The 20,468-nt window shown below is 39.2% G+C and carries 16 protein-coding genes and 1 pseudogene; 3 read left to right on the forward strand and 14 right to left on the reverse strand.

Annotation, left to right across the window (positions count from 1 at the left end; all coding sequences use genetic code 11):
- From A3EQ_RS20640 to A3EQ_RS0104985, 6 genes are all read right to left on the reverse strand, one after another.
- The coding region (locus tag A3EQ_RS20640) for a transposase (RefSeq protein ID WP_020154086.1) at nt 1–207 on the reverse strand (207 nt) is incomplete at its 3' end.
- A 114-nt stretch (nt 208–321) separates the two neighbouring features.
- Nucleotides 322–1,725, reverse strand: a complete 1,404-nt coding sequence (locus A3EQ_RS0104965) for a sugar phosphate nucleotidyltransferase (protein ID WP_020154087.1) — start codon at nt 1,723–1,725, stop codon at nt 322–324.
- A 230-nt stretch (nt 1,726–1,955) separates the two neighbouring features.
- Nucleotides 1,956–3,188 (reverse strand): glycosyltransferase family 4 protein, encoded by a 1,233-nt coding sequence (locus A3EQ_RS0104970; RefSeq protein WP_020154088.1) that lies wholly within the window; start codon nt 3,186–3,188, stop codon nt 1,956–1,958.
- Entirely contained in the window at nt 3,185–3,820 is a 636-nt protein-coding gene (locus A3EQ_RS23085) for a CatB-related O-acetyltransferase (RefSeq protein WP_020154089.1), read from the reverse strand. The genes A3EQ_RS0104970 and A3EQ_RS23085 overlap by 4 nt, the downstream gene beginning before the upstream one ends.
- Entirely contained in the window at nt 3,810–4,739 is a 930-nt protein-coding gene (locus tag A3EQ_RS0104980; protein WP_020154090.1) for a glycosyltransferase family 2 protein, read from the reverse strand. Before A3EQ_RS0104980 ends, A3EQ_RS23085 begins: the two co-directional genes overlap by 11 nt.
- Nucleotides 4,739–5,893, reverse strand: coding sequence for an O-antigen ligase family protein (locus A3EQ_RS0104985; RefSeq protein ID WP_020154091.1), 1,155 nt, complete (start codon nt 5,891–5,893; stop codon nt 4,739–4,741). The genes A3EQ_RS0104980 and A3EQ_RS0104985 overlap by 1 nt, the downstream gene beginning before the upstream one ends.
- Before the next feature lie 1,203 nt (nt 5,894–7,096).
- Here A3EQ_RS0104985 and A3EQ_RS20645 point away from each other — a divergent pair.
- Nucleotides 7,097–8,083, forward strand: a pseudogene (locus A3EQ_RS20645) (IS30 family transposase).
- A gap of 132 nt (nt 8,084–8,215) precedes the next feature.
- Here A3EQ_RS20645 and murJ read toward each other — a convergent pair.
- From murJ to A3EQ_RS0105040, 8 genes are all read right to left on the reverse strand, one after another.
- Nucleotides 8,216–9,754: a murein biosynthesis integral membrane protein MurJ gene (gene murJ / locus A3EQ_RS0105000; protein WP_020154092.1), complete on the reverse strand. Its 1,539-nt coding sequence runs from the start codon at nt 9,752–9,754 to the stop codon at nt 8,216–8,218.
- 64 nt (nt 9,755–9,818) lie between these two features.
- On the reverse strand, nt 9,819–10,841 hold the full coding sequence (locus A3EQ_RS0105005) for a glycosyltransferase family 4 protein (RefSeq protein WP_020154093.1): 1,023 nt from the start codon (nt 10,839–10,841) through the stop codon (nt 9,819–9,821).
- Between the two features lie 443 nt (nt 10,842–11,284).
- Nucleotides 11,285–12,364 (reverse strand): GDP-mannose 4,6-dehydratase, encoded by a 1,080-nt coding sequence (gmd, locus tag A3EQ_RS0105010; RefSeq protein WP_020154094.1) that lies wholly within the window; start codon nt 12,362–12,364, stop codon nt 11,285–11,287.
- Between the two features lie 16 nt (nt 12,365–12,380).
- Nucleotides 12,381–13,322 (reverse strand): GDP-L-fucose synthase, encoded by a 942-nt coding sequence (gene fcl, locus A3EQ_RS0105015; RefSeq protein WP_020154095.1) that lies wholly within the window; start codon nt 13,320–13,322, stop codon nt 12,381–12,383.
- Between the two features lie 12 nt (nt 13,323–13,334).
- Nucleotides 13,335–14,027: a sugar transferase gene (locus tag A3EQ_RS0105020; RefSeq protein ID WP_020154096.1), complete on the reverse strand. Its 693-nt coding sequence runs from the start codon at nt 14,025–14,027 to the stop codon at nt 13,335–13,337.
- 889 nt (nt 14,028–14,916) lie between these two features.
- A complete protein-coding gene (locus A3EQ_RS0105030; protein ID WP_020154097.1) occupies nt 14,917–15,681 on the reverse strand; it encodes a tyrosine-protein phosphatase in 765 nt (254 codons plus the stop codon).
- 151 nt (nt 15,682–15,832) lie between these two features.
- Entirely contained in the window at nt 15,833–16,528 is a 696-nt protein-coding gene (locus A3EQ_RS0105035) for a CpsD/CapB family tyrosine-protein kinase (protein ID WP_020154098.1), read from the reverse strand.
- 2 nt (nt 16,529–16,530) lie between these two features.
- Nucleotides 16,531–17,259, reverse strand: a complete 729-nt coding sequence (locus A3EQ_RS0105040) for a YveK family protein (RefSeq protein WP_020154099.1) — start codon at nt 17,257–17,259, stop codon at nt 16,531–16,533.
- A 544-nt stretch (nt 17,260–17,803) separates the two neighbouring features.
- On the opposite strand from A3EQ_RS0105040, the gene A3EQ_RS20650 reads away from it, so the two are divergent.
- The gene (locus tag A3EQ_RS20650; protein ID WP_020154100.1) at nt 17,804–18,631 is read left to right on the forward strand and encodes an SGNH/GDSL hydrolase family protein; all 828 of its coding nucleotides are present in this window, start codon (nt 17,804–17,806) and stop codon (nt 18,629–18,631) included.
- Between the two features lie 476 nt (nt 18,632–19,107).
- A complete protein-coding gene (locus A3EQ_RS20655; protein WP_020154102.1) occupies nt 19,108–19,719 on the forward strand; it encodes a stage II sporulation protein M in 612 nt (203 codons plus the stop codon).
- Nucleotides 19,720–20,468 lie beyond the last annotated feature (749 nt).

Here is a 20,468-nt window from a genome sequence, read left to right on the forward strand (position 1 = left end):
TGTGTCAAAGCGTCGGACTCGATAACCTGATCGATACCCTTGACGTGAATCTGTCCGTTCTGACTTTTGCGCTTTAATTTTTGCCGATACCTCAGCTTCCATCAATTGCTCACAAAGCCATTGAAGCATGGACAACATGGGGTCTTGTTCAGACATAAACTGGAGTAGCATTTGTTCGAAAGATAAGGTAGAATTCTGGTAAGCCATCGGTTTCAACTCCTTTTGGTTTGCTGGACACTTACCTATTCGGAGTGACCGATGGCTTTTCCTCTTTTCACTTTTTGCGAACTTAATTATACGTGACCAATAAAAAACAGCGGTTCAAACTTCCCGCTTTTTTTTACAATATAGATTTGGATTTGATTTTTGTATATGACGAATCACATCATCCCAATCGAAATAAAGCCTCTCAAAATCTTCATCGCTAATACCAGAACCCGTCTGCACTTCAATAAACTCCAATTCTGTAATCGCCCGAATCCCATGTTTGCGGCCCGCCGGAAGGTGAATGATGTCTCCTGCTTTTACATGAGCAATCGATTCATCTAACGCCAACTCTCCTTCACCGCGGACAATCGTCCATACTTCATCCCGCAAATGATGGTAGTGGTAGCTTGAATTTTTCCCTTGATGAATACAAATGCGCTTCGTGACCATTTCCTGTCCATCTTCATATTTCGCATAGTCCAGAACGCGCGACCAGCCCCAAATCCGTTCCTCGTACATGGGCGGCTGATTAAACCCATTGATCAAATCTTTAATTTTCGGGCTGGAAGCTTTATCGGCGACCAAAATTCCATCCGGGCTTGCCGCGACGACAAGATCTTTGGTACCGATTACTGTCACAGGAATGTCTAATTCATTCACCAAGTGGGTATTTACCGTATCGTCCGCTAATACGCCCTTCCCAATCTGCCTCGTTGCCATTTCCTCCGTCAACGTATTCCATGTACCCAGGTCTTTCCAATACCCGTCATACGGGAGGACCACAATATGGTTCGCCTTTTCTACGACTTCATAGTCGAAACTAATTTTCGGCAATGTGTGATATTGGTTTACCAGCTCATTAAAATAAAGAGGGATACCTTTTTTCTCAAGCAGATGCACCATGTACTTCAATTTAAAAGCAAATACCCCGCAATTCCAAAAGGCATTCATGGCGATTAATGCTTCCGCTTTTTCTTCGCTCGGTTTTTCTGTAAAATAATGAACGCTAAAATACTCTGTACCATTCACCTTCTCTTTTGGAACGATGTACCCGTATTTCGAAGAAGGATATGTTGGTTTGACACCGATTAAAGCTAATTCTGCATTCGAATGTTCGAGAACCCGCTCCAACTCTTTGACCCGTTGGAAAAACGAATCTTCCACATACGGATCGACCGGCAAGACAACGACCGTTTCCTCTTTTGTCAGATTCTTGGTATATAAATAGGAAGTCGCCAACGCAATCGCCGGAAACGTGTCCCGACGTTCCGGTTCAATAATAAGCGGGACTTCCGTCCCCAGTTGGCGATAAATCATATCGCGCTGCATTTTCGATGTGGCAATCACCGCAGAATCGGCAAGCCCGACCGCCTTCAGCTGCCCCCACACCCTCTGCACCATAGACTGTTTCTCGCCATTCTTTCCCTGCAACACTTTTAAAAACTGTTTCGAGCGCGTATCATTCGAAAGTGGCCAAAGGCGTTTTCCGGAACCTCCGGATAAAAGAACTAGTTTCATCATAACCCTCCATAAAAAAATCAGATCTTGAACGATCTGATCTTTGCATTGATTATAGGACTGCTTTGGAGTCGATATTATAAATGAATTTGTGGACGATGGAATGGTACTCTATTAGAACCTATCCACTTCAGCTATAACAATTCCTTTCTTTAGTAAAATAATAGTTTTTATTAGTGCTCATCATCTTTTAAATCATCCTGTAATTGAACCACTTTTTCCTTCCAACATTAAATAGATTTTAATAAATCACGATATTTATTAATAGATGTTTCACGCTTCAGGTACTTCTCTAAATAAGCTCTTCCATTAAGACCCATTTGTTTTCGTTGCTCTGGATCTAAGCGATAAAAATATTTAATAGCCTTAACAATTCCGTTGTAATCTTTTGGCTCGACTACTACCCCACAATTACTCTTATCAATTAATAATTGAGCTTCACTGCCTTGTTCTAACACTCCAAGAATGGGTTTTCCAGCTGCCATAACTCCGTAAATTTTACTTGGCACAGAAACTCCTTTGATTCCTTTTTGGTTTACCACAAGGTGAATATCCGCTACGTTTAATGAATACTTAATAAACTCTTTTGGTTGATAAGGCAAAAATAACACATTTTCAATATGGTTTTCTTTTACATATTGTTGCATTTGTTTTTTAACAGCGCCTTCCCCGATAAAAACAAATACCAAATCTTTATAGTGTCGAAACTCATTTGTTACCTTAATAATATTTTCAAGGTCATAATATAACCCTAAATTACCTGAATACATGACAATAAATTTATCGGTTAAGTTATGTCTTTCTAAAAACTCCGCTACATGCGGCTCATTTTTATCTAAAGGAATAATTTCCTTTTCGTTTGTCCAGTTATTGATAACAACATGATTAGGTACATTTTTATTATGAAAGCGTTTCTTTAAAGTCTCTGCCATATCATGGCCAACCACAACAATTTGATCCGCATAACGACAATTCAATTTATCAATCGCTCTTGCGATGTTAAAGATAAACTGTTTATTTGTATAACTAATTGCTTCTGCTTGTTCCGGGTTAAAGTCTTGAATATTGTATACGTGTTTTGCACGTTTAATAAACTTGCCAATTGTTCCAATCAAACCACCCAAAATCGGTGGTTGAGAGATGGTATAGATAATATCTGCCTTCTCCTTAAATAAAGCAATATTAGCTAAAATAAAATAGGAGAATATATATTTCATCCGACTAAACTTTGACGTCTTATCCACCATAGGCAAGCGAAGTCGGACGACTTTAATATTCTCCAAATAATCCGTTTCAAATATCTTTTTCGCTTTGACTTCTTCTCCTGCATATCCCGGCTGAGCAGCGATAACAGTGATATCAAAATCATTCTGTAAATCTAAACAAAGTTCGGTCATTAATTGACCAGTTGAAGCTAAATCGGGATAAAAATAGTTAATAACAAAACAAATAGATTTCTTCAATTTATATCCTCTTTCTCCATAATTTTGTTTAAAAATAGCTCAATATTTTCAAATTCTCTTTCATACTTATTTAATCTATTTAAATCCATTTCCCACCATTTAACCGTTTTTAGTTTCTGGATAATACTTTCTTCAAATCTATATTTAATAATCTTAGCTGGCACTCCACCTACAATGGCATAATCTGGAACATTTTTTGTTACCACGGCTCCCGCAGCCACTATAGCACCATCTCCTATTTTGACCCCGTCCATTATAATGGCATTAGCACCAATCCAAACATCATTTCCAATACTAACTTCCTCAAACTCTTTAAAAGTATTTTGGCTTACTAAATTTATCCGCAATGGATTCTTTGTGCTATAAAAAATAGGAGATGTTGAAAAACGGTCTACCGGATGTTTACCTAAACCTATTTTTACAAAAGGACCTATGGAACAAAATTTACCAATGCTACAGTTAATTAAATGAGAATTATTAGCTATATAACTATAATCTCCAACTTTAACATTAATTAACTTACAGAATCGCTTAATTCTTACTATATTGCTAATTTCACACTTCCTAATATAACAAAAAGGGGATATTCTCCCACGAAATATCTGTTTAATTAGTTTTAGGCTATTTTTCACCCCATTTTAGCTTCATCTCCATTTTTCTTTTCATGATATACAAAATAGTTTTCATCCTCTCAGAAAGCTTCTTCCCCATAAAATATCTCCTAAATTCCTTTATTAAATCTTCGTTTACCACAGTATTTTCTTCAAACACTATCTTTTCATTAATTTCTTTATCGGATTCTAATTTTTGATTAAATCTATCAATTTTATTACCGTGTACACCACTACCATCGAACCCTTTATTGTTGATGTATGAATGGTAACTCCATACACATAATCCATTATTCTGAAAAATATGGAAATACCATCTTATTAACCAAGAATTAATTTGACCATTCAACTGCATCTCTAAAAACTCTGAAAAGGCTTCACCTGCATAGTTAAATTTTTTTCGCAGACTCTCATTCTGCAGTAACATCTTATAATTTTCGTACTGATAAAAATCACAAGCTTCCCAGTACTTTCTCCAGGTTCCCCATCCCCAAGAACAAGGATATGGAGTAAAGTACACATCTGATTTAGTATACTTCTTTATAGGCAAGCCAAAACCGGATATATGCATTACACTATCATAATCCTCATAAAACTCAAAAGCTTCCCTCATAAAATTCATAAAATTAGGAGAAGGTACACAATCATCTTCCAAAACTACTAATTTATCATAACCAAATTTAAAAACTTTGCTCACACCGTATATTATAGATTCAGCTAATCCTCTGTTTTTTTCAGCAAACTCAAATTCAACTTCACACCAATTAATGTTACATACTATTTCTCTTATCTTTTTCACTTTTGGTAAATCGGCTTCTGTCCTGGGGCCATCCGAAAATACATATAACTTTTCCACATTATTTCCCTTTAATCCTTCTAAAACCTTTAAAGTATGTTCAGGTCTATTGTAAACAAACAACACAACTGGAATTGGAGTCATTATTTATTTTCTCCTTTTTTTATATTTTTTATATAATAATATAAACTTGTAATCATCCCTGCAAAAAGAAACACACTCTTTGAAGTTGACAAAGTAAAACTCGTTTGTCTGTAAATAAAAACAAACAAAAAAAGGCAAATTAACCAAAACCCAAATTTTTCTTTAATTAATAACTTAATATTTAAAAATATAGTAGTAAAGAAAAGCAGCATTATAGAAAAACCCATAATACCAGTAGTCGCCAACAACTCCAAAAAAACATTATGGGAATAAACTTTATTTATCCCAGCTCCAAATATAGGGTTTTCTTTAAAAAATCTAATGCTCTCTGAATAAACATCAAAACGACCAATATACTTATGTGAACCAGTAACAGAAGGGTCATTAATGATATTGTATAAAGAAAATCTTGAAATTGTTGGGAATTTAGTTAACAAATAGGGGTTGGTGGTTATTGTTATATAAGTATATATTAAGAAAACAGTTAACAATAATAAGTATATTCTCTTTTTTAAAGGTAAGAGAACAAATAGAAAAAGTAAGATAGATAAAATTGTAGAAAAGAAAGCCCCCCTACTACCTACAATAGCGATCATCGTAAATAACCCTATAATTACATTTGTAATTCCCCATTTATTTTTGCTTATCCCTTTTTCATCAAATAAATTTATCAAGGAAAAAATACCCAAAAGTTCTCCTATAGCTACAGGATGTGTATCACCAACAGTTACTCTGTATTGGTTAGAACCATTCAAAAAATTTATAATAATAGCTATTAAAAGTACATATCCACATATATTAATTATTCTTTTTATAAATTCGTAATCTCTTTCTCTCTGTATATTTACATAACGGCCGATAAAAAAAGCAGCAAGGGATCCCAATATTACCTTGATTGCTTCCATTGGTTCTGATATGAAAATAGAATGAATTAATATATATATTATAAATGTTAAAATTAAATAGTCTTCCAATCTCAAGATTTTTACATTATTATTTTTTAATACTAGGAAAAGAATCACTGAACATAGAATAAAAAAGGTGGGTATCGTCATCTCAACATTATTAGAAAGAATAGCTTCTATAGCGTAACTATAAATAAATATGACTATTAAGATTAGTACAACTCTATTTTCAAATTCTTTAAATTTCATATCGTAATACTCCCTCAAAAATTTATGCAAACCATGCAGCGTTTAAAATCACACATTCCAAAAATTCATGAAAAGTTTGATACTGTAACGAACCATTTGGATGGTCCTCAGTATAAATACATGAATTCCTCTACGTCTTTCTGTACATATAATACTTGCTTCAGGATAAATCCTTTTATTAAAAACATAGATCATCTTGGTATTATGTCAAAAATACAGGTACATCAAATAGATATTTTTTCCATCTTTTTATTTATCATTATGAACGTGTTGCAAAACGTATAATAAGCGCATAAACGAACTAAAAATCCCACCCTTTTGGAAATAAAATATAGCAACCCAAAAATACAATCCAAAGGGTAGGCCATTCTAGTTATTTTAAATTTTATCACATAATATACAATGTCTAGCACAATGATCTCTTTTACAGATTTTGTTCTAATACATCAATCATTTTTCTTTATCCAGATCACCTTATGTGACAAGTCTTTCTCCAATTTTAAGAAAATTGATGTTGAAATCTTTGTTTATAAAACTTATTTTTATTCTATCTTTACGTAAATTAGTACAACTACTTGAATAGATTCTGCTATTTTCATTGTATCTGTGGGTTAACAAAAATTCTACGCATTTTTACGTTTTCGCATATAGGTACATCGTTTCAAGAAAAAAGATTTTCTGCTTTCAACGCCTAACCTCTCAAAGATTTAGGCGTGCGGTACCACAAGTAATCATATCGACGATACAATTCTCCAAAGCAGTCTCTAGGACTCTACAGGTGGTGAAAAACCAATCGATACAACTTGATTCAAAGGCTATAAATTGCATCTATGTACGACAAAAGAGGGAACTATCAGCCGTTGCTTCAAAAAATTCCACAAATTGCAGAACAAACAAAAATCCTCTTCGTTTTCTCTATCCATCGTTGAAATGGAGGGAGAAAAAATGTCCATACTCGAGTTATCCCTCAGTTTCTGGAGATAGAATGGGAAAATAACTTTTTCAAGTCTTCAACAAAATTCAACATACGTCCAATTAGTGAAAGAATGCTGAACTAGAAAGGCTATGTTGTTATAAGGTTAATCGACCTATTTATTGTATGGTTCATTGTAAAATTAAATGCAACAAAATAAATATACAAAAGCCACGATAATTCCGTTATGATGAAGTCGACACAAACCCATACATAACAGGAGGAATACCATGGCTCGCTCTCATCATAACACAACTCGTACCTTTTCGCATCTCACCGTTTTTGATCGTGGTCAGATCCAAGTGCTTCGCAATCAGGGAAAGTCATTGCAGGAAATCGCGGACATCATCGGCTGTCATAAGTCTACGATCTCCCGAGAGTTGAAGCGAGGAACTGTGACAGAGCGACAGGCTGATCTGACCAAGTATCAAGCATACTTTGCCGATGTGGCCAACGTGTCTATGAATCGAACCGTTCCCGTTGTTGTGCGAAGTATAAGCTGATCCAGACCACGGATTTCATTCATTTCGCCGTGCGAAGATCCGTGATGATCATTGGTCTCCTGATGCCGTTTGCGGCTATGCCAAGACCTTGTACCGCTAAATCGACCTTGGTCTGCTTCCAATCAAGAACATTGATCTACCTTTAAAAGTGTCCCGCAACACCAAGAAAAAGCGAACACGGCAACATAAGAAGAGGCTAGGCACAAGCATTTAACAGCATCCCCGACATATCAATGAACGTCTGGAATTCGGCCACTGGGAAATCGATACCGTCTTAGGCACCAACAAAAAAGGAGCGGCGCTACTCACATTGACCGAACGCAAGACGCGCAAAGAACACATCCTGAAGATCGATCGCATGACGGCGGAATGCGTGAAGCAAGCCATACAGGAAGTGAAGCAACAGTATGGANCCGTATTCTNAACCGTGTTCAAAACGATCACATCAGACAATGGAGCTGAATTCAGTGAACTCAGCCAGGCTATCGAATCCGAGGTGTATTACACACATCCTTACACATCATGTGAACGAGGAACCAATGAACGCCACAACGGACTCATTCGTCGATTTATTCCAAAAGGCAAGCCCATTGAGGATATCGATCCATCGCCATTATCGATGTAGAGAACTGGTGTAACACCCTCCCCAGGAAGATCCTGGAATATCGTTCACCAAACGATGCGTTTCATGAAGAGTTTCGAAACATCGCTTGATCATAACCATATTTTGGATTACTGGGAGATGTTGCATTTATTATTGCAAATTAAGCTATTTATTGTATCCACAATTTTAAGTCTTTAGTGTAGCTTTTCAACACCATATACTATATATAGAAGTCGTTTACATTAGTTTCCAAACTCCATAACCTTTTTCTTAAAAAACAGAATTATCTTATCTATCTCCTGTATTTTTAACATCTTAAGTAAGAAAATGTAAACTACTAAACTACAAAAAATTGTAAGAAAAAATCTCAAAAACTCATTAAAATCATAAATACTGATAGATCTATAAATCATATACCCCAATATATTGGCTACAACACTCGAAGATATTATCTTCAAAATATAGCTGATACTAATAAGTACTTTATACTGAAAATTTAGCTTTAAGTATGTTTTTAGCAAATATATAAACGAAAAAAACATCCCAATTGTATTAGCAATTGCTATAGATATATGACCAATATGTGGAATTAAAACTACACAAATAATAACAAATGAGATTACAAAAATAGTAGATGCTATTATTGTATTTTTATAGACTTGATGACTAAACATTAACCTATTAAGGAAGTCTTTTAATACAATAAATACTATACCACATGCGAAATAAAATAATGCATCAGAAGTCATTATAGTTGCATTTTGATCAAAGGCGCCCCTTTCAAAAATTATCTTTACTACTTCTCTTTTATACATAACTAATATTGTTATTACTGGAATTAATGATAGGACTATAAATTTAAATGTATTAGTAACAATATTGTTTATGTCGTGAACATTTCCTTTATCCACACTATTAATAATTGTTGGATAGCTTGCATTTATGATTGAAGCTCCTACAACAGTCACAGGTAACATAATTAACCTTGTTGCGTAATTCAAAGCTGCAACACTTCCTGTTTGCATTTGGGAAGCGAAGAATCGAGATATAAGTATACCTAATTGATCCACCAATGTTATTGATAAAATCGGTAGAAACATATAAAATGTACTACTTACTTCAGACTTAGATAAATTTATATGAAAATAATATCTAAATCCATGTTTTTTTAGTTTTGGATATTGTATAAATAATTGTACAATAGTACCAAATAAATACCCTATAGCTATTGCATACACGCCGATAGACTTTGAAAATACTATAATAAATACAATTACAATAACATTATTAACTACTGGTAAAAAAGCTGGAATAGTAAAAGAATTATAGGTATTTAGAATACTCGTTTGCATAAAAGAAAGCGCATAAAATAAGAGAGCAAGAAATAATATTAACGTTAAATGCTGTACCAGTTTTAAGTTTGATAAATCATTAACAAATATCATCAATATTTGTTTACTAAAAAACATAAAAACAACACCAATACAAAATAAAGATACAAAAATTAAATTTGCAATACTACTAATGAAATTCCAAGCTTCTTGCTCACTAGATGAATTTCTTTTCTTTATATAAACAGGAATAAATACCCCAATGAAGATACTACATATTATAGATTGAAAAAAATTAGGAATTGTACTAGCTATTAAATAAGCATCAATTTCTTTTCCAACCCCTAAAAATGAAGCTACATAGACCTCCCTAAGAAATCCTAACAAACTGCTCAAGAAACTTCCAATTAATAACACAAAAGCACTAGATACGATAATATTATTTTTCATTACTATTCACTCTTAACAGTTTTTTATTTTTTATTTATAAAGACAAATAACTTTAATTTTGAAACTATCTTAAAATCACTCTAGAATAAGCTTCTAATGTTTTACTTGCCACATGATCCCATGTAAAGTTATTTAAAATGTGCCATTTTAAGTTCTCATCTTTTTTCTTATTCAAAGAACTTAACACACCTCTTTTTAATGACTCGTAGTCTCGTGGCTTTACATAATCAGCATAATCCCCAAAATATTCTTTAGTCCCTCCAACTTCAGTTATAACAATTCTTGAACCTGCTAAACCTGCTTCAAGTGCTACTAATCCTGGTGTTTCAAAATCTGATGGTAACACTAAAGAATGTGCTGCAGCATAAGCAGATGCAAGAAGGTCATGATCATGATTTAAATGAGGGATGTGTATAATATGTTTACATCTTTGCATATAATCATATATACTTTTTGATTTTTTTGTATTCCCCAACTCTCCAATAAGAACTAGTGGAATTTTTTCCTCATAAGCTAATCTTGCTAACAAATCATAATTTTTTCTATGTGATAGTGTTCCCACACCTAATAAAAAATCTTTTATTCCATACTTCGAATAAAAATAATCTGGATTAGCGTCTTTAAATTTTGTATCAACCCCATTAGGTACAACAAATATCTTCTCAGGACTTACTCCCCATGCTTTTTGTATATAATTTGCTTCTGCTTTTGAATTTGGTAATATAATCTTAGCTATCATTGATAACTTTTTCCCCATTTTATTTGAAGAATATAAATGATTGATTTTATTTAATATTTTATTCTGAAGTCGTAAAAAATACGGATTAATCTCTCTATAATAAACTGATGATAATATGACATTTCCACCTTTTCTATGAACAGCTTCCCCTAAATAATACGTTCTTAAATCTGCTCCAAATAGATGGAAGTATTGTAGATCTTCACGTTTATATTCCTTCCATTGATCAAATAACTCTACCTTTACACCTTTTTTTTCAAGAGCTTCTTTTGTTTTTATTAACTGAGTATATATTCCGCCTTTAAAAATAGAAATACTATGAAAACTACCAAATATCACCCGATCCATTTTTGAATATCCTTTCTAGATTATGATCATTTCTCTAAAAATTCGCTTAATTCTATTTAAATCCCCATCCACCATCATCTTTACTAATTCCTTAAAACTCACATCCTACTTCCAATTCAATTTCTTCTTCACTTCATACAGTCCCCCTAATGGAAGATCTACCTTCACTGGTCTCATAAAACTTTGATATTATACCACAAATCCTTACAATCTAATCCTACATAAGAGAACATAATTTCCACTAACTCACGTACTGTGTGTATCATCTGTCACAATGACATAGTCATTTGACTCGTCTTGTTACAACATTAACCACATTGCATTTACATAATCACCGATAATCCCCCGGTACGTTTTACATCCAAGTGACCGGGGAGTTCTCATAAAAGTCTGTTAAGTTTATTACTTAATTTTTAAGTTTTCATGAATCTATTCATGTACTCTTAATCAAACACCTTCTTGAACTTATCTTCCTTTTCGACCTTCTTCATATCCGCTTCCACCATAATACGGACTAACTCTTCAAACGGAGTTTTTGTCGGATTCCATCCCAATAATGTCTTTGCCTTTGTTGGATCTCCTAATAATTGATCCACTTCAGCCGGCCGGAAATATTTCGGATCAACTTCGATTAATACGCGACCGGTGGCTTTGTCAATCCCTTTTTCGTTTAATCCTTCGCCTTTCCACTCAAGATCAATTCCTGCATATTTAAACGCCAAAGTCGCAAATTCCCGTACTGAGTGCATCTCTCCTGTAGCTATGACGAAATCTTCAGGAGTATCATGCTGCAACATTAACCACATGCATTCCACATAATCTTTTGCGTATCCCCAGTCGCGAAGGGCATCCAGATTGCCTAAATATAATTTGTCTTGTTTTCCTTGCGCGATGCGTGCTGCAGCCAAGGTAATCTTACGCGTGACGAATGTTTCGCCGCGCCTTTCTGATTCATGGTTAAACAAAATTCCATTCACCGCAAACATTCCGTATGATTCACGATAGTTTTTCGTAATCCAATACGCATAAAGTTTCGCCACACCATAAGGCGAACGCGGATAAAATGGCGTTGTTTCCTTTTGGGGAACTTCCTGTACCTTTCCAAACAATTCGGAAGTAGATGCTTGATAAATGCGTGTTTTTGCTGTCAACCCCAAAATACGTACGGCTTCCAGAATACGCAATGTCCCTAATGCGTCTACATCGGCCGTATATTCCGGCATGTCAAAAGATACGCGAACATGTGATTGAGCGGCTAAGTTATAAATTTCATCCGGACGAATTTCGCTGATTAAACGTATGACATTGGAGGTATCCGTAATATCACCGTAATGTAAGTGGAAATTTTTATTGCGTTTTAACGCATCTGCCTCTTCTTGAGACAGAATATCTTCTAAACGCTCTTGGTTATAGGATGAACTGCGACGAATAATGCCATGTACTTCATATCCTTTTTCTAGTAAAAACTCGGCTAAGAAAGATCCATCTTGTCCTGTTACCCCTGTAATTAATGCTCGTTTCATTGTATCCTCCATTTTTTTAATTTGTTTGTCCTGCTACATTTTCTAAGAACCATTGATACACTTTCTGCAAACCTTCATCCAACGAAATGCTTGCTTTCCAGCCTAATGCATTGATCCTTGACACATCTACCAGTTTCCGCGGCGTGCCATCCGGTTTTGATGTATCAAATTTTATTTCACCTTGATAGCCAACCACATTTTTTATTTTTTCCGCTAATTCTTTAATCGAAATATCCTTGCCGACACCAATATTGATAATTTCATTGCCTTCATAGTTTTTCATTAAAAAGATACATGCATCTGCCAGATCATCCGAGTACAAAAATTCACGTCTCGGTGTGCCAGTTCCCCATACTTCGACATAGGGAGCATTATTTTCTTTTGCTTCATGGAACTTGCGAATTAATGCCGGTAATACATGAGACGTATGTAAATCAAAATTATCATTTGGTCCATATAAATTCGTCGGCATGACTGAAATATATTTCGTACCGTATTGGCGGTTATACGACTGGCACATTTTAATACCGGCAATCTTTGCAATGGCATATGGTTCATTCGTTGGCTCCAATTCGCCTGTCAATAAATATTCCTCTTTTAACGGCTGTGGAGCAAATTTCGGATAAATACAAGTGCTTCCTAAGAACAACAGCTTTTTGACACCATTACGATATGCCGCATCAATAACGTTCGTTTGGATCATCAAATTGTCTCGGATAAAGTCAGCAGGATATTCATTATTGGCAACTATTCCTCCCACTTTTGCCGCTGCGAGAAACACATAATCCGGTTGTTCCCTCTCAAAAAATTCATCCACTTGGTTTTTATCCCTTAAATCTAATTCTTTTCTCGTTCTATAAACGAGGTTTTGGTAACCTTTTTCCCTTAACTTCCTCACTATGGCAGATCCTACCAAGCCTCTATGGCCAGCCACATATATTTTTGAATTTTTTTCCAACTTTTTCACCCTTTAGTATGCGTTTTTTGACCCAAACAGGACAAAAACAGTCCTTAAAATTAATTTTATATCTACTATTAAATTCCTTTCTTGTATATATTTCAAATCAAGTCTTACCCATTCTTCAAACGGAAGACTGTTTCTCCCATATACTTGCCAATAGCAAGTGAGCCCTGGTCTTACACTTAATCTTTGCCACTCATAAGAAGTATATTGGGCAACTTCTTCCGGGAGTGGCGGCCTTGGTCCCACTAAAGTCATTTCACCTTTTAATACGTTAAATAATTGCGGCAGTTCATCAATGCTCGTTTTTCTGATGAATCTGCCGACTTTAGTGACTCGCGGATCGTTTTTTATTTTAAATACGGGACCTGTCACTTCATTTTGGCTCATCAATTTGGGCTTTAATTCTTCCGCGTTGGCAACCATGGAGCGGAATTTATACATTGTAAATTCTTTTCCGTCTTTACCGACCCGAACTTGTTTAAAAATAACGGGCCCATTCCTATCTTCAAGCTTAATTAGTATGGCAACGATAATAAACAAAGGAGACAAAAAAATTATACCAAGAACGGATAATGCGATATCTAAGATTCTTTTGGTTACTAAATATGCTCTACTATCATTAGGTTTTACTTGTTGAAAGATTAAACTATTTGAATTCTGTTTTACGATGGTAGATTCATTAGAAGTTGTCACTTCCAATCACAAATCACATCCTTCTTTTTTCTTTTCATTTTCTTGAGCAAAAAATTTTGTTCCTTAGGATACCTCATAATTTCTGTTTCCTGTTTTTACTAGTCACTAATTTTTATATTTTCAGGCGCAAACACATCCGTTATTTCAATAAAGCCGAATAAAGCCGAGTTTTTCTATACCAACCGTTCAGTTTCAAATTTACAGGAGACAGATTCGTTGGACCGGATGAATCCTTGAATAGCTTGATGAGATAAATATTACCGTGTATGACTATTTCACATAGCATTTTTTAAAACAACAGATTTTCGAGTATTCCAATTAGCAAATCGATAATCGTAACGTCGGGTTTTTTCATCCGTCGTCCGTCCGACATAAACGATTGATGACAGGATTCACGTTAACCTTATTTTGAAAATTCTTTTAACGACTAAAAAAACCATCAATACTTTAAAAATCTCTTAAAAGAAATATGTAAAAATTCACAGATCATCCGATATAAAAAAGGAAATCTGCCCACATTGCCTTTAGAAAAAGGCCAGCAGGGCAGTTTTCTCCCGCAAAACGAACAATGGACGGACAGGTTGCTTTTCCAAGTATGTATTTTTGCGGGAAAAAGAAAGAAGCCATAGATAAACCGGATTGGTTTATGGGCTGGCGCATTAAATCGGTTTATCTATGGCTCTCAATTTGTGATGTATTTCATTTGGCATGATACACACTCAAACATCGGGCATCGAACCCGCCCTCACGCCACACTATCGACGACGAGCGTCTAAGGCAGGCAGATCCCTCTGCCGCCCACAGCATGGCCGAGTGCCTCCGTTGATAAAGGTAAGGAGACATCACCCTAAGTGATGTTCGCACCTTCCCAACTTCCCCTTCGATTACCCTCTGTTTAAAAAATTCCAAATAATCTCTTTCTCTTTATCTTTTCCGGAATTTCTTTATATACGGTCTGATTTTCTGCGGCCAGCCGGCCATTTTCCAAGAAGATTCCAAGGGTGTCCAAGCCGAACTTTTTCTCGATCGCATCGAACGCTTCCGCCATCCGGAAGCCTCGGGAACCGGTATTATGGGCGTCGGAAGCGACGAAATGGACCAGATTCGCTTCGATCAGCCGGAAGGAAAAATCCTGGATCTTTTTCCCGAACAGCCCGCAAACGCTGGCGGCGGTAACCTGGGACAGGGCACCCTTTTCCACCAGATCGTACAGTTTATCCGGCTGCTCGGTCAATTGCTGGTTCCGTTCCGGATGGGCGATGACCGGAACATATCCTTTCAATTGCAGTTCGTAAAAAAGACGATCGGTATAGGAAGGGACATGGTTGGAAGGGAATTCGATCAGGAGATACCGGGAATCGTTCAGCGGGGCGATTTCCCCCGTCTCCAGTTCCTCCGGCAGCTCCCCGAAAATCCGGATTTCCTGCCCGACAGACAAGGAAAGCGGAATGCCTTCGTCCGCAAAAACCGAATTCAATTCCGCCGTTTTCTCCGAAACTTTCGATCTCGGATTATCGAAAGCTCGCAATTTATGGTGAGGGGTGACGATGATTTTTTCAATCCCCTCTTTGACCGCTTCCCGGGCCATTTCGACGGATTCTTCCAAGCTTTGCGCCCCGTCGTCGACTCCGGGCAGGATGTGGCAGTGGATATCGATCATGGCCGTTCCCCCTCACCCGTTCATTCCCGCGGCTGGCACCGCCGCATTTCTATTCCGAATAGGCCGAAAGGCCTGCCATTTGTTTAATTTTGGCAATACGCATAATGCATATCCATCATATCATATTCTGGATTTTAAATAAAGGAGTCTCTTAGCTTCCGTAATAATAGTAATAGCTTTGTTTCACTTCTTTTTTATTGTTTAAAATGGCCCCCAAGAGCTTCCCGTTGGCGGCCAGCAGCAATTCCTTCGCCTTGACCGCGTAATCCCGCTCCGTTTTTCCGCTCGAGACGACAAAAAGGGTCCCGTCGCAAAGATTGGCCAAGATTTGCGCGTCGGTGACGGCCAAGATCGGCGGCGCATCGAACAGGACATAATCGAAATGTTTCTCCGCTTCCTTCAGCAGGTCGTGCATCGATTGGGAGGCCAGGATTTCCGCCGGGTTCGGCGGGATCGGGCCGCTCGTCATGACGTATAAATTTTCCACATCCGTCTTTCGGACGGCCTCGAGGACACTCGCCTGTTTCGTCAAAACATTGGTCAAGCCGATGGTGTTGGTGAACTGGAAGGTGATATGTACGGTCGGTTTTCGCATATCCGCGTCAATCAATAACACCCTTTTTCCCTGCTGGGCGAAAACGATGGCCAAATTGGCGATCGTCGTCGATTTCCCTTCCCCGGGCGCGGTGGACGTGACGACGATGGACCGGATTTCTTGGTCCACCGCGGAAAACTGGATATTCGTCCGGATCGTCCGGTACTGTTCGGTGATCGGCGATTTCGGATCCTGCTTGGCGATGAGCCCCCTGCGATGCTGATGCATGCCTTTTCTTTTTGCCTTCGCCATGTTTAACCCCTCTTTCTGCTGTGCGAACGGCTCTTTATGGTTTGCCCGTTCGCGGAAGATGAATCAAAGGTGGAAATGACCCCGAGAACCGGGAGCTCCAAGTATTTTTGGATATCCTCTTCCGTCTTGATCGTATTGTCCAGATATTCCAACAAAAAGGCGAGCCCGACGCCAAGCATCAATCCGACGACAAAGGCGATCGCCATGTTGAGCAGCGGTTTCGGTTTGACCGGCGTCAATTCTTTCGGCAATTCCGCCTTCGCCAAAATGCTTACGTTATCCACCTTCATGAGGGAAATGACTTCCCGTTGAAACACTTCGGCGATTTTGTTCGCGATCGTTACCGCCCGCTTCGGATCCTCGTCTTCCACGGAAACATTGACGACCTGGGAATCCTTTTCGCTTTGCACATTGATCTTTTCCTTCAATTCGTTTACCGACAGATCCAAATCCAGTTCGTCGATAACCTTGTCCAGGATTCTCGGGCTGGTGATGATCACATTGTAGGTGTTGACCAGCTGCAGGTTGGCCTGCACTTCGCTTATATTGTAGTATTCATTCGTCTGCGAGCGGTTCACGAGCAGTTGGGTGGAAACTTGGTAAACGGGGGTGATGAAAAAGTAGCTGATGATTCCTGCAATGGCCGTCGAAAGAAAGGTGATGGCGAGGATGAGCGCCAGTCTTTTCTTTAGTGTTTCAAATAACTCTTTCAGACTGATTGTTTCTTCCATGAAGTCCTCCTGAATCCCAAATTTTTTCCGGAACCGGTCAAAAAAACGAATCGGGATCCATGGCCGTTCGCCGGGACATCCTTTTCGTTTTGCCGGCCCTGGGCATTTTGACATCATTTAACAATTCACGACATTAATATACCATTTCTTTTCAAGTTTGTGTTTATTTTAAACTATTTTTATACAAGAATAATGTCATGGGCGGAATTTTCTTCCTTGAATTCTTCCGTAATAATAAAACATATTCCTATATTCAGAGACTTATCCTTGCTGCCATCCATGCTATTTGGATAAAATGGCCGTTTGATCGCATTTTCGGGATAGAAAAACCAGGAAAAATTTAGTACGATACGGATATAAGGCTGCGTTGGCCAAAAACCCTTGCTTCGCCATCGTCCGCTATCATTAATAGAAATCATAGTGAATTTATCGAATTTTGGCAAGTCGTATCATGTAAAATTTTCATTAAATTTGCCGCAGGGTATTTTATAAATCGATCAGCCGGCGGTCTTGCGATGCCAAAAATTTGGGATGGAGGTTCGATATGGTTCAGCGTCTCTTCGCGTTGCTTTCCTTTCTTTTATGTGTGGCGATCATTTTTGTCGGCAGTGCCCACCTGCGGGCAACTATTCAATCAATGGAAGAAAAAGCGGCGGAAACCGATGAAACCGGAACGCAAGAGGCGGGGAATGGGAATGGGGACGGATCCGCCGAAACGGGGGAATCCAATCCTTTCAACTTGCTCCCCGAACAGTTGGAACTGTACACGGAAACCATGCCGGAACATTTGAAAGACCGTTTCCTCCAAGCCTACGAACAGGGCGAACCGTTGGACATCGTCTTCGCCGGTTCCCCGGCATTGGGCAGTTCCGCGGACGGTTGGAGCGTGCAAGTGAAAAAAGCGCTGGAAGACCGTTTCGGTTCCGATTTTGTCCATGTGGAGATCGTGGAATTTGACGGGACGTCCACCGCCTTTGTGGAAGAGGGGAAAGCGGAGGAAATCGCCGAAAAGAAACCGGACATCGTTTTGTTTGAAGCCTTGACGTTGGAAGACAACGGCCTTGTGACGATCGACGATTCCTTGAATAACATCCGAACCTTTGCCGAAGCTTTGGCGGAAGAAAATCCGGACGCGCTGTTCCTCCTGCAGCCGCCGAATCCGATCTACAACGCCAAATACTATCCGGTGCAGGTGGAAGAATTACGGAAGTTCGCAAAGGCGCAAAAATATGAACTGCTCGATCATTGGAAGGCCTGGCCGGATCCGAACAGCGAAGCGATCCTGGATTATCTGGATGACGGCGGCCTGCCGAACGAAAAAGGGCACGAGTTGTGGGCCAAGTTCATCAAGGAGTATTTCGGGTTGAAGTAAGTCCGAGGCCGCCTTTGTACCGGGGAGCGCTTTAGCCTTGCGGACAGGAAAGTGCTGGCTCAGGTCCAAAAGTTCCGCCCTTCCCGGCGCCCGCAGGGGCGCAAGCGCCCTGTCCCTGATCAACACCTTGGATCCGCGGAAAAAATTCCGGTTCCCGCCGGGACAGCGAATATGACAACGTTCCTTTCCGAAAGGGACGTTTTTCTTTCATTTCGGGAAACTTCCGCACAAACACCGCCGCGGCTTTGTTTCGTTTCTCCGTGCGCACAAATATCCCAATGATTCGCTGACGGGATTCCATTTCGTCGCACCGCCGGCATCCTTCGGTTGCTTTGCCGGCGGATTTTTGCATATATAATGGATATAGATCCGTTTCCGAATCGGTTCGGGCTCCGGCTGCGGTTTCGTCCGGGCGTATAGTTTGGATTTGATCCGTTTCCGATCGTTTTCGAGAAAATGTTTAAGGTGGTTTGGTCATGAAAAACTTGTATGCGGAGCAATGGCGGCTCTTCAAAACGAAATACGGGATCCATTTCCTTTGGATCTTCATTCTTTTCTTCCTCAGCGGTTTGACGGCCTATTTTTACCTCCTGAGGGATGAAAAGCTCCTGGTCATCCTGGCGAAATGGGTGACGGCGATGTTCAATCAAAAGGATATCGCCCATCTTGACGCCCAAACCGGCGAATTGGCCTTCGGGCTCTTTTGGAACAACAGCGTGGCTTGCCTCCTCATTTTTTTGTCCGGGTTCATCCCCATTTTCCTGCCGACACTGGGGATCATTTGTTTTAACGGGGCCATTATCGGGATCATCATGGCTTATTTAAAATTCAACGGAAATTCGGTGATGGAATTTTTGCTGGCCGGGGTCGTCCCCCACGGCATCTTTGAAATCCCCGCGATCATTTTGGCCGGCGCCCTGGCCGTGACGATCACCCTCGGCGTCTATCAAAAGCTGGATAACCGCCGGTTTCCTTTAAAACCCGTCATTTTGGACGCTTTAAAAACCTTCCTTTTCGTCTGCCTTCCCCTCCTTTTGATCGCGGCGCTGGTCGAGTCTTTCATCACCCCCTGGTTTTTAGGCGTTTAATCCTTCTGCGCCGCGGGCGTGCCGCTTCCGTCCGGACGTGTTCCGGATGGGGCGGCTTTTTTGCTGGGGCCGACCGACTTGCCGAAGGGAATCTCTGTGCCGCCTCCGTTTCCCGCACTTTTTCGGAGGCCGGCCATCGAAAGTCTCTGCGCTGAAGCCCTCTTTCCTGTGGATGATCGCTGAGGCCGACTTGGCCGCCAGGAAAAAAGGAGTCGGTTTTCCGCGAAAAAGGGAGGATTTTATCGTATGCGGAAAAATTTTCCTGAGAGTGGTGCGCATGTGTAAATTTTCCCGGACAGGAATATCCGATAGGCATAAAAGAAGGTGTCTAAAAAATAAAAGGGACCGCAACCGCAACCTTCTTGATACGGATTAGAAATCTACAAATCCCATCCCGACTATCTCGAACCGCAACCCCGCAACCTTCTTGATACGGATTGCCTTTCGGGCAGAGCCGAGGCCCGTCCGAAAAGAAAAGCGTCCGTAACCGTCTTTCCGCCCGACGCAATACTCCCCGACGTTGACGGGGCATACGTCGAAAACGACATCTCCACTTTCTGACCGGGGCAATGCTCCCCAGGCATAAATTTATCCTAAAAAGCGTATTCGGCCGAAAATTACCAAGAAAGGCGCCTTCTCTCTAGTAACATGGCAATGGCCACAAAATTGATTTACAATAAAAATACGGTTCGTTTTGCGGGAACGGTACGGGAAGGCGGACCGGTGATCGACAAACAGGAATGACTGGA

It is taken from the genome of Caldibacillus debilis DSM 16016, assembly GCF_000383875.1.
In the GTDB taxonomy this organism is placed as follows: Bacteria; Bacillota; Bacilli; order Bacillales; family Caldibacillaceae; genus Caldibacillus; species Caldibacillus debilis.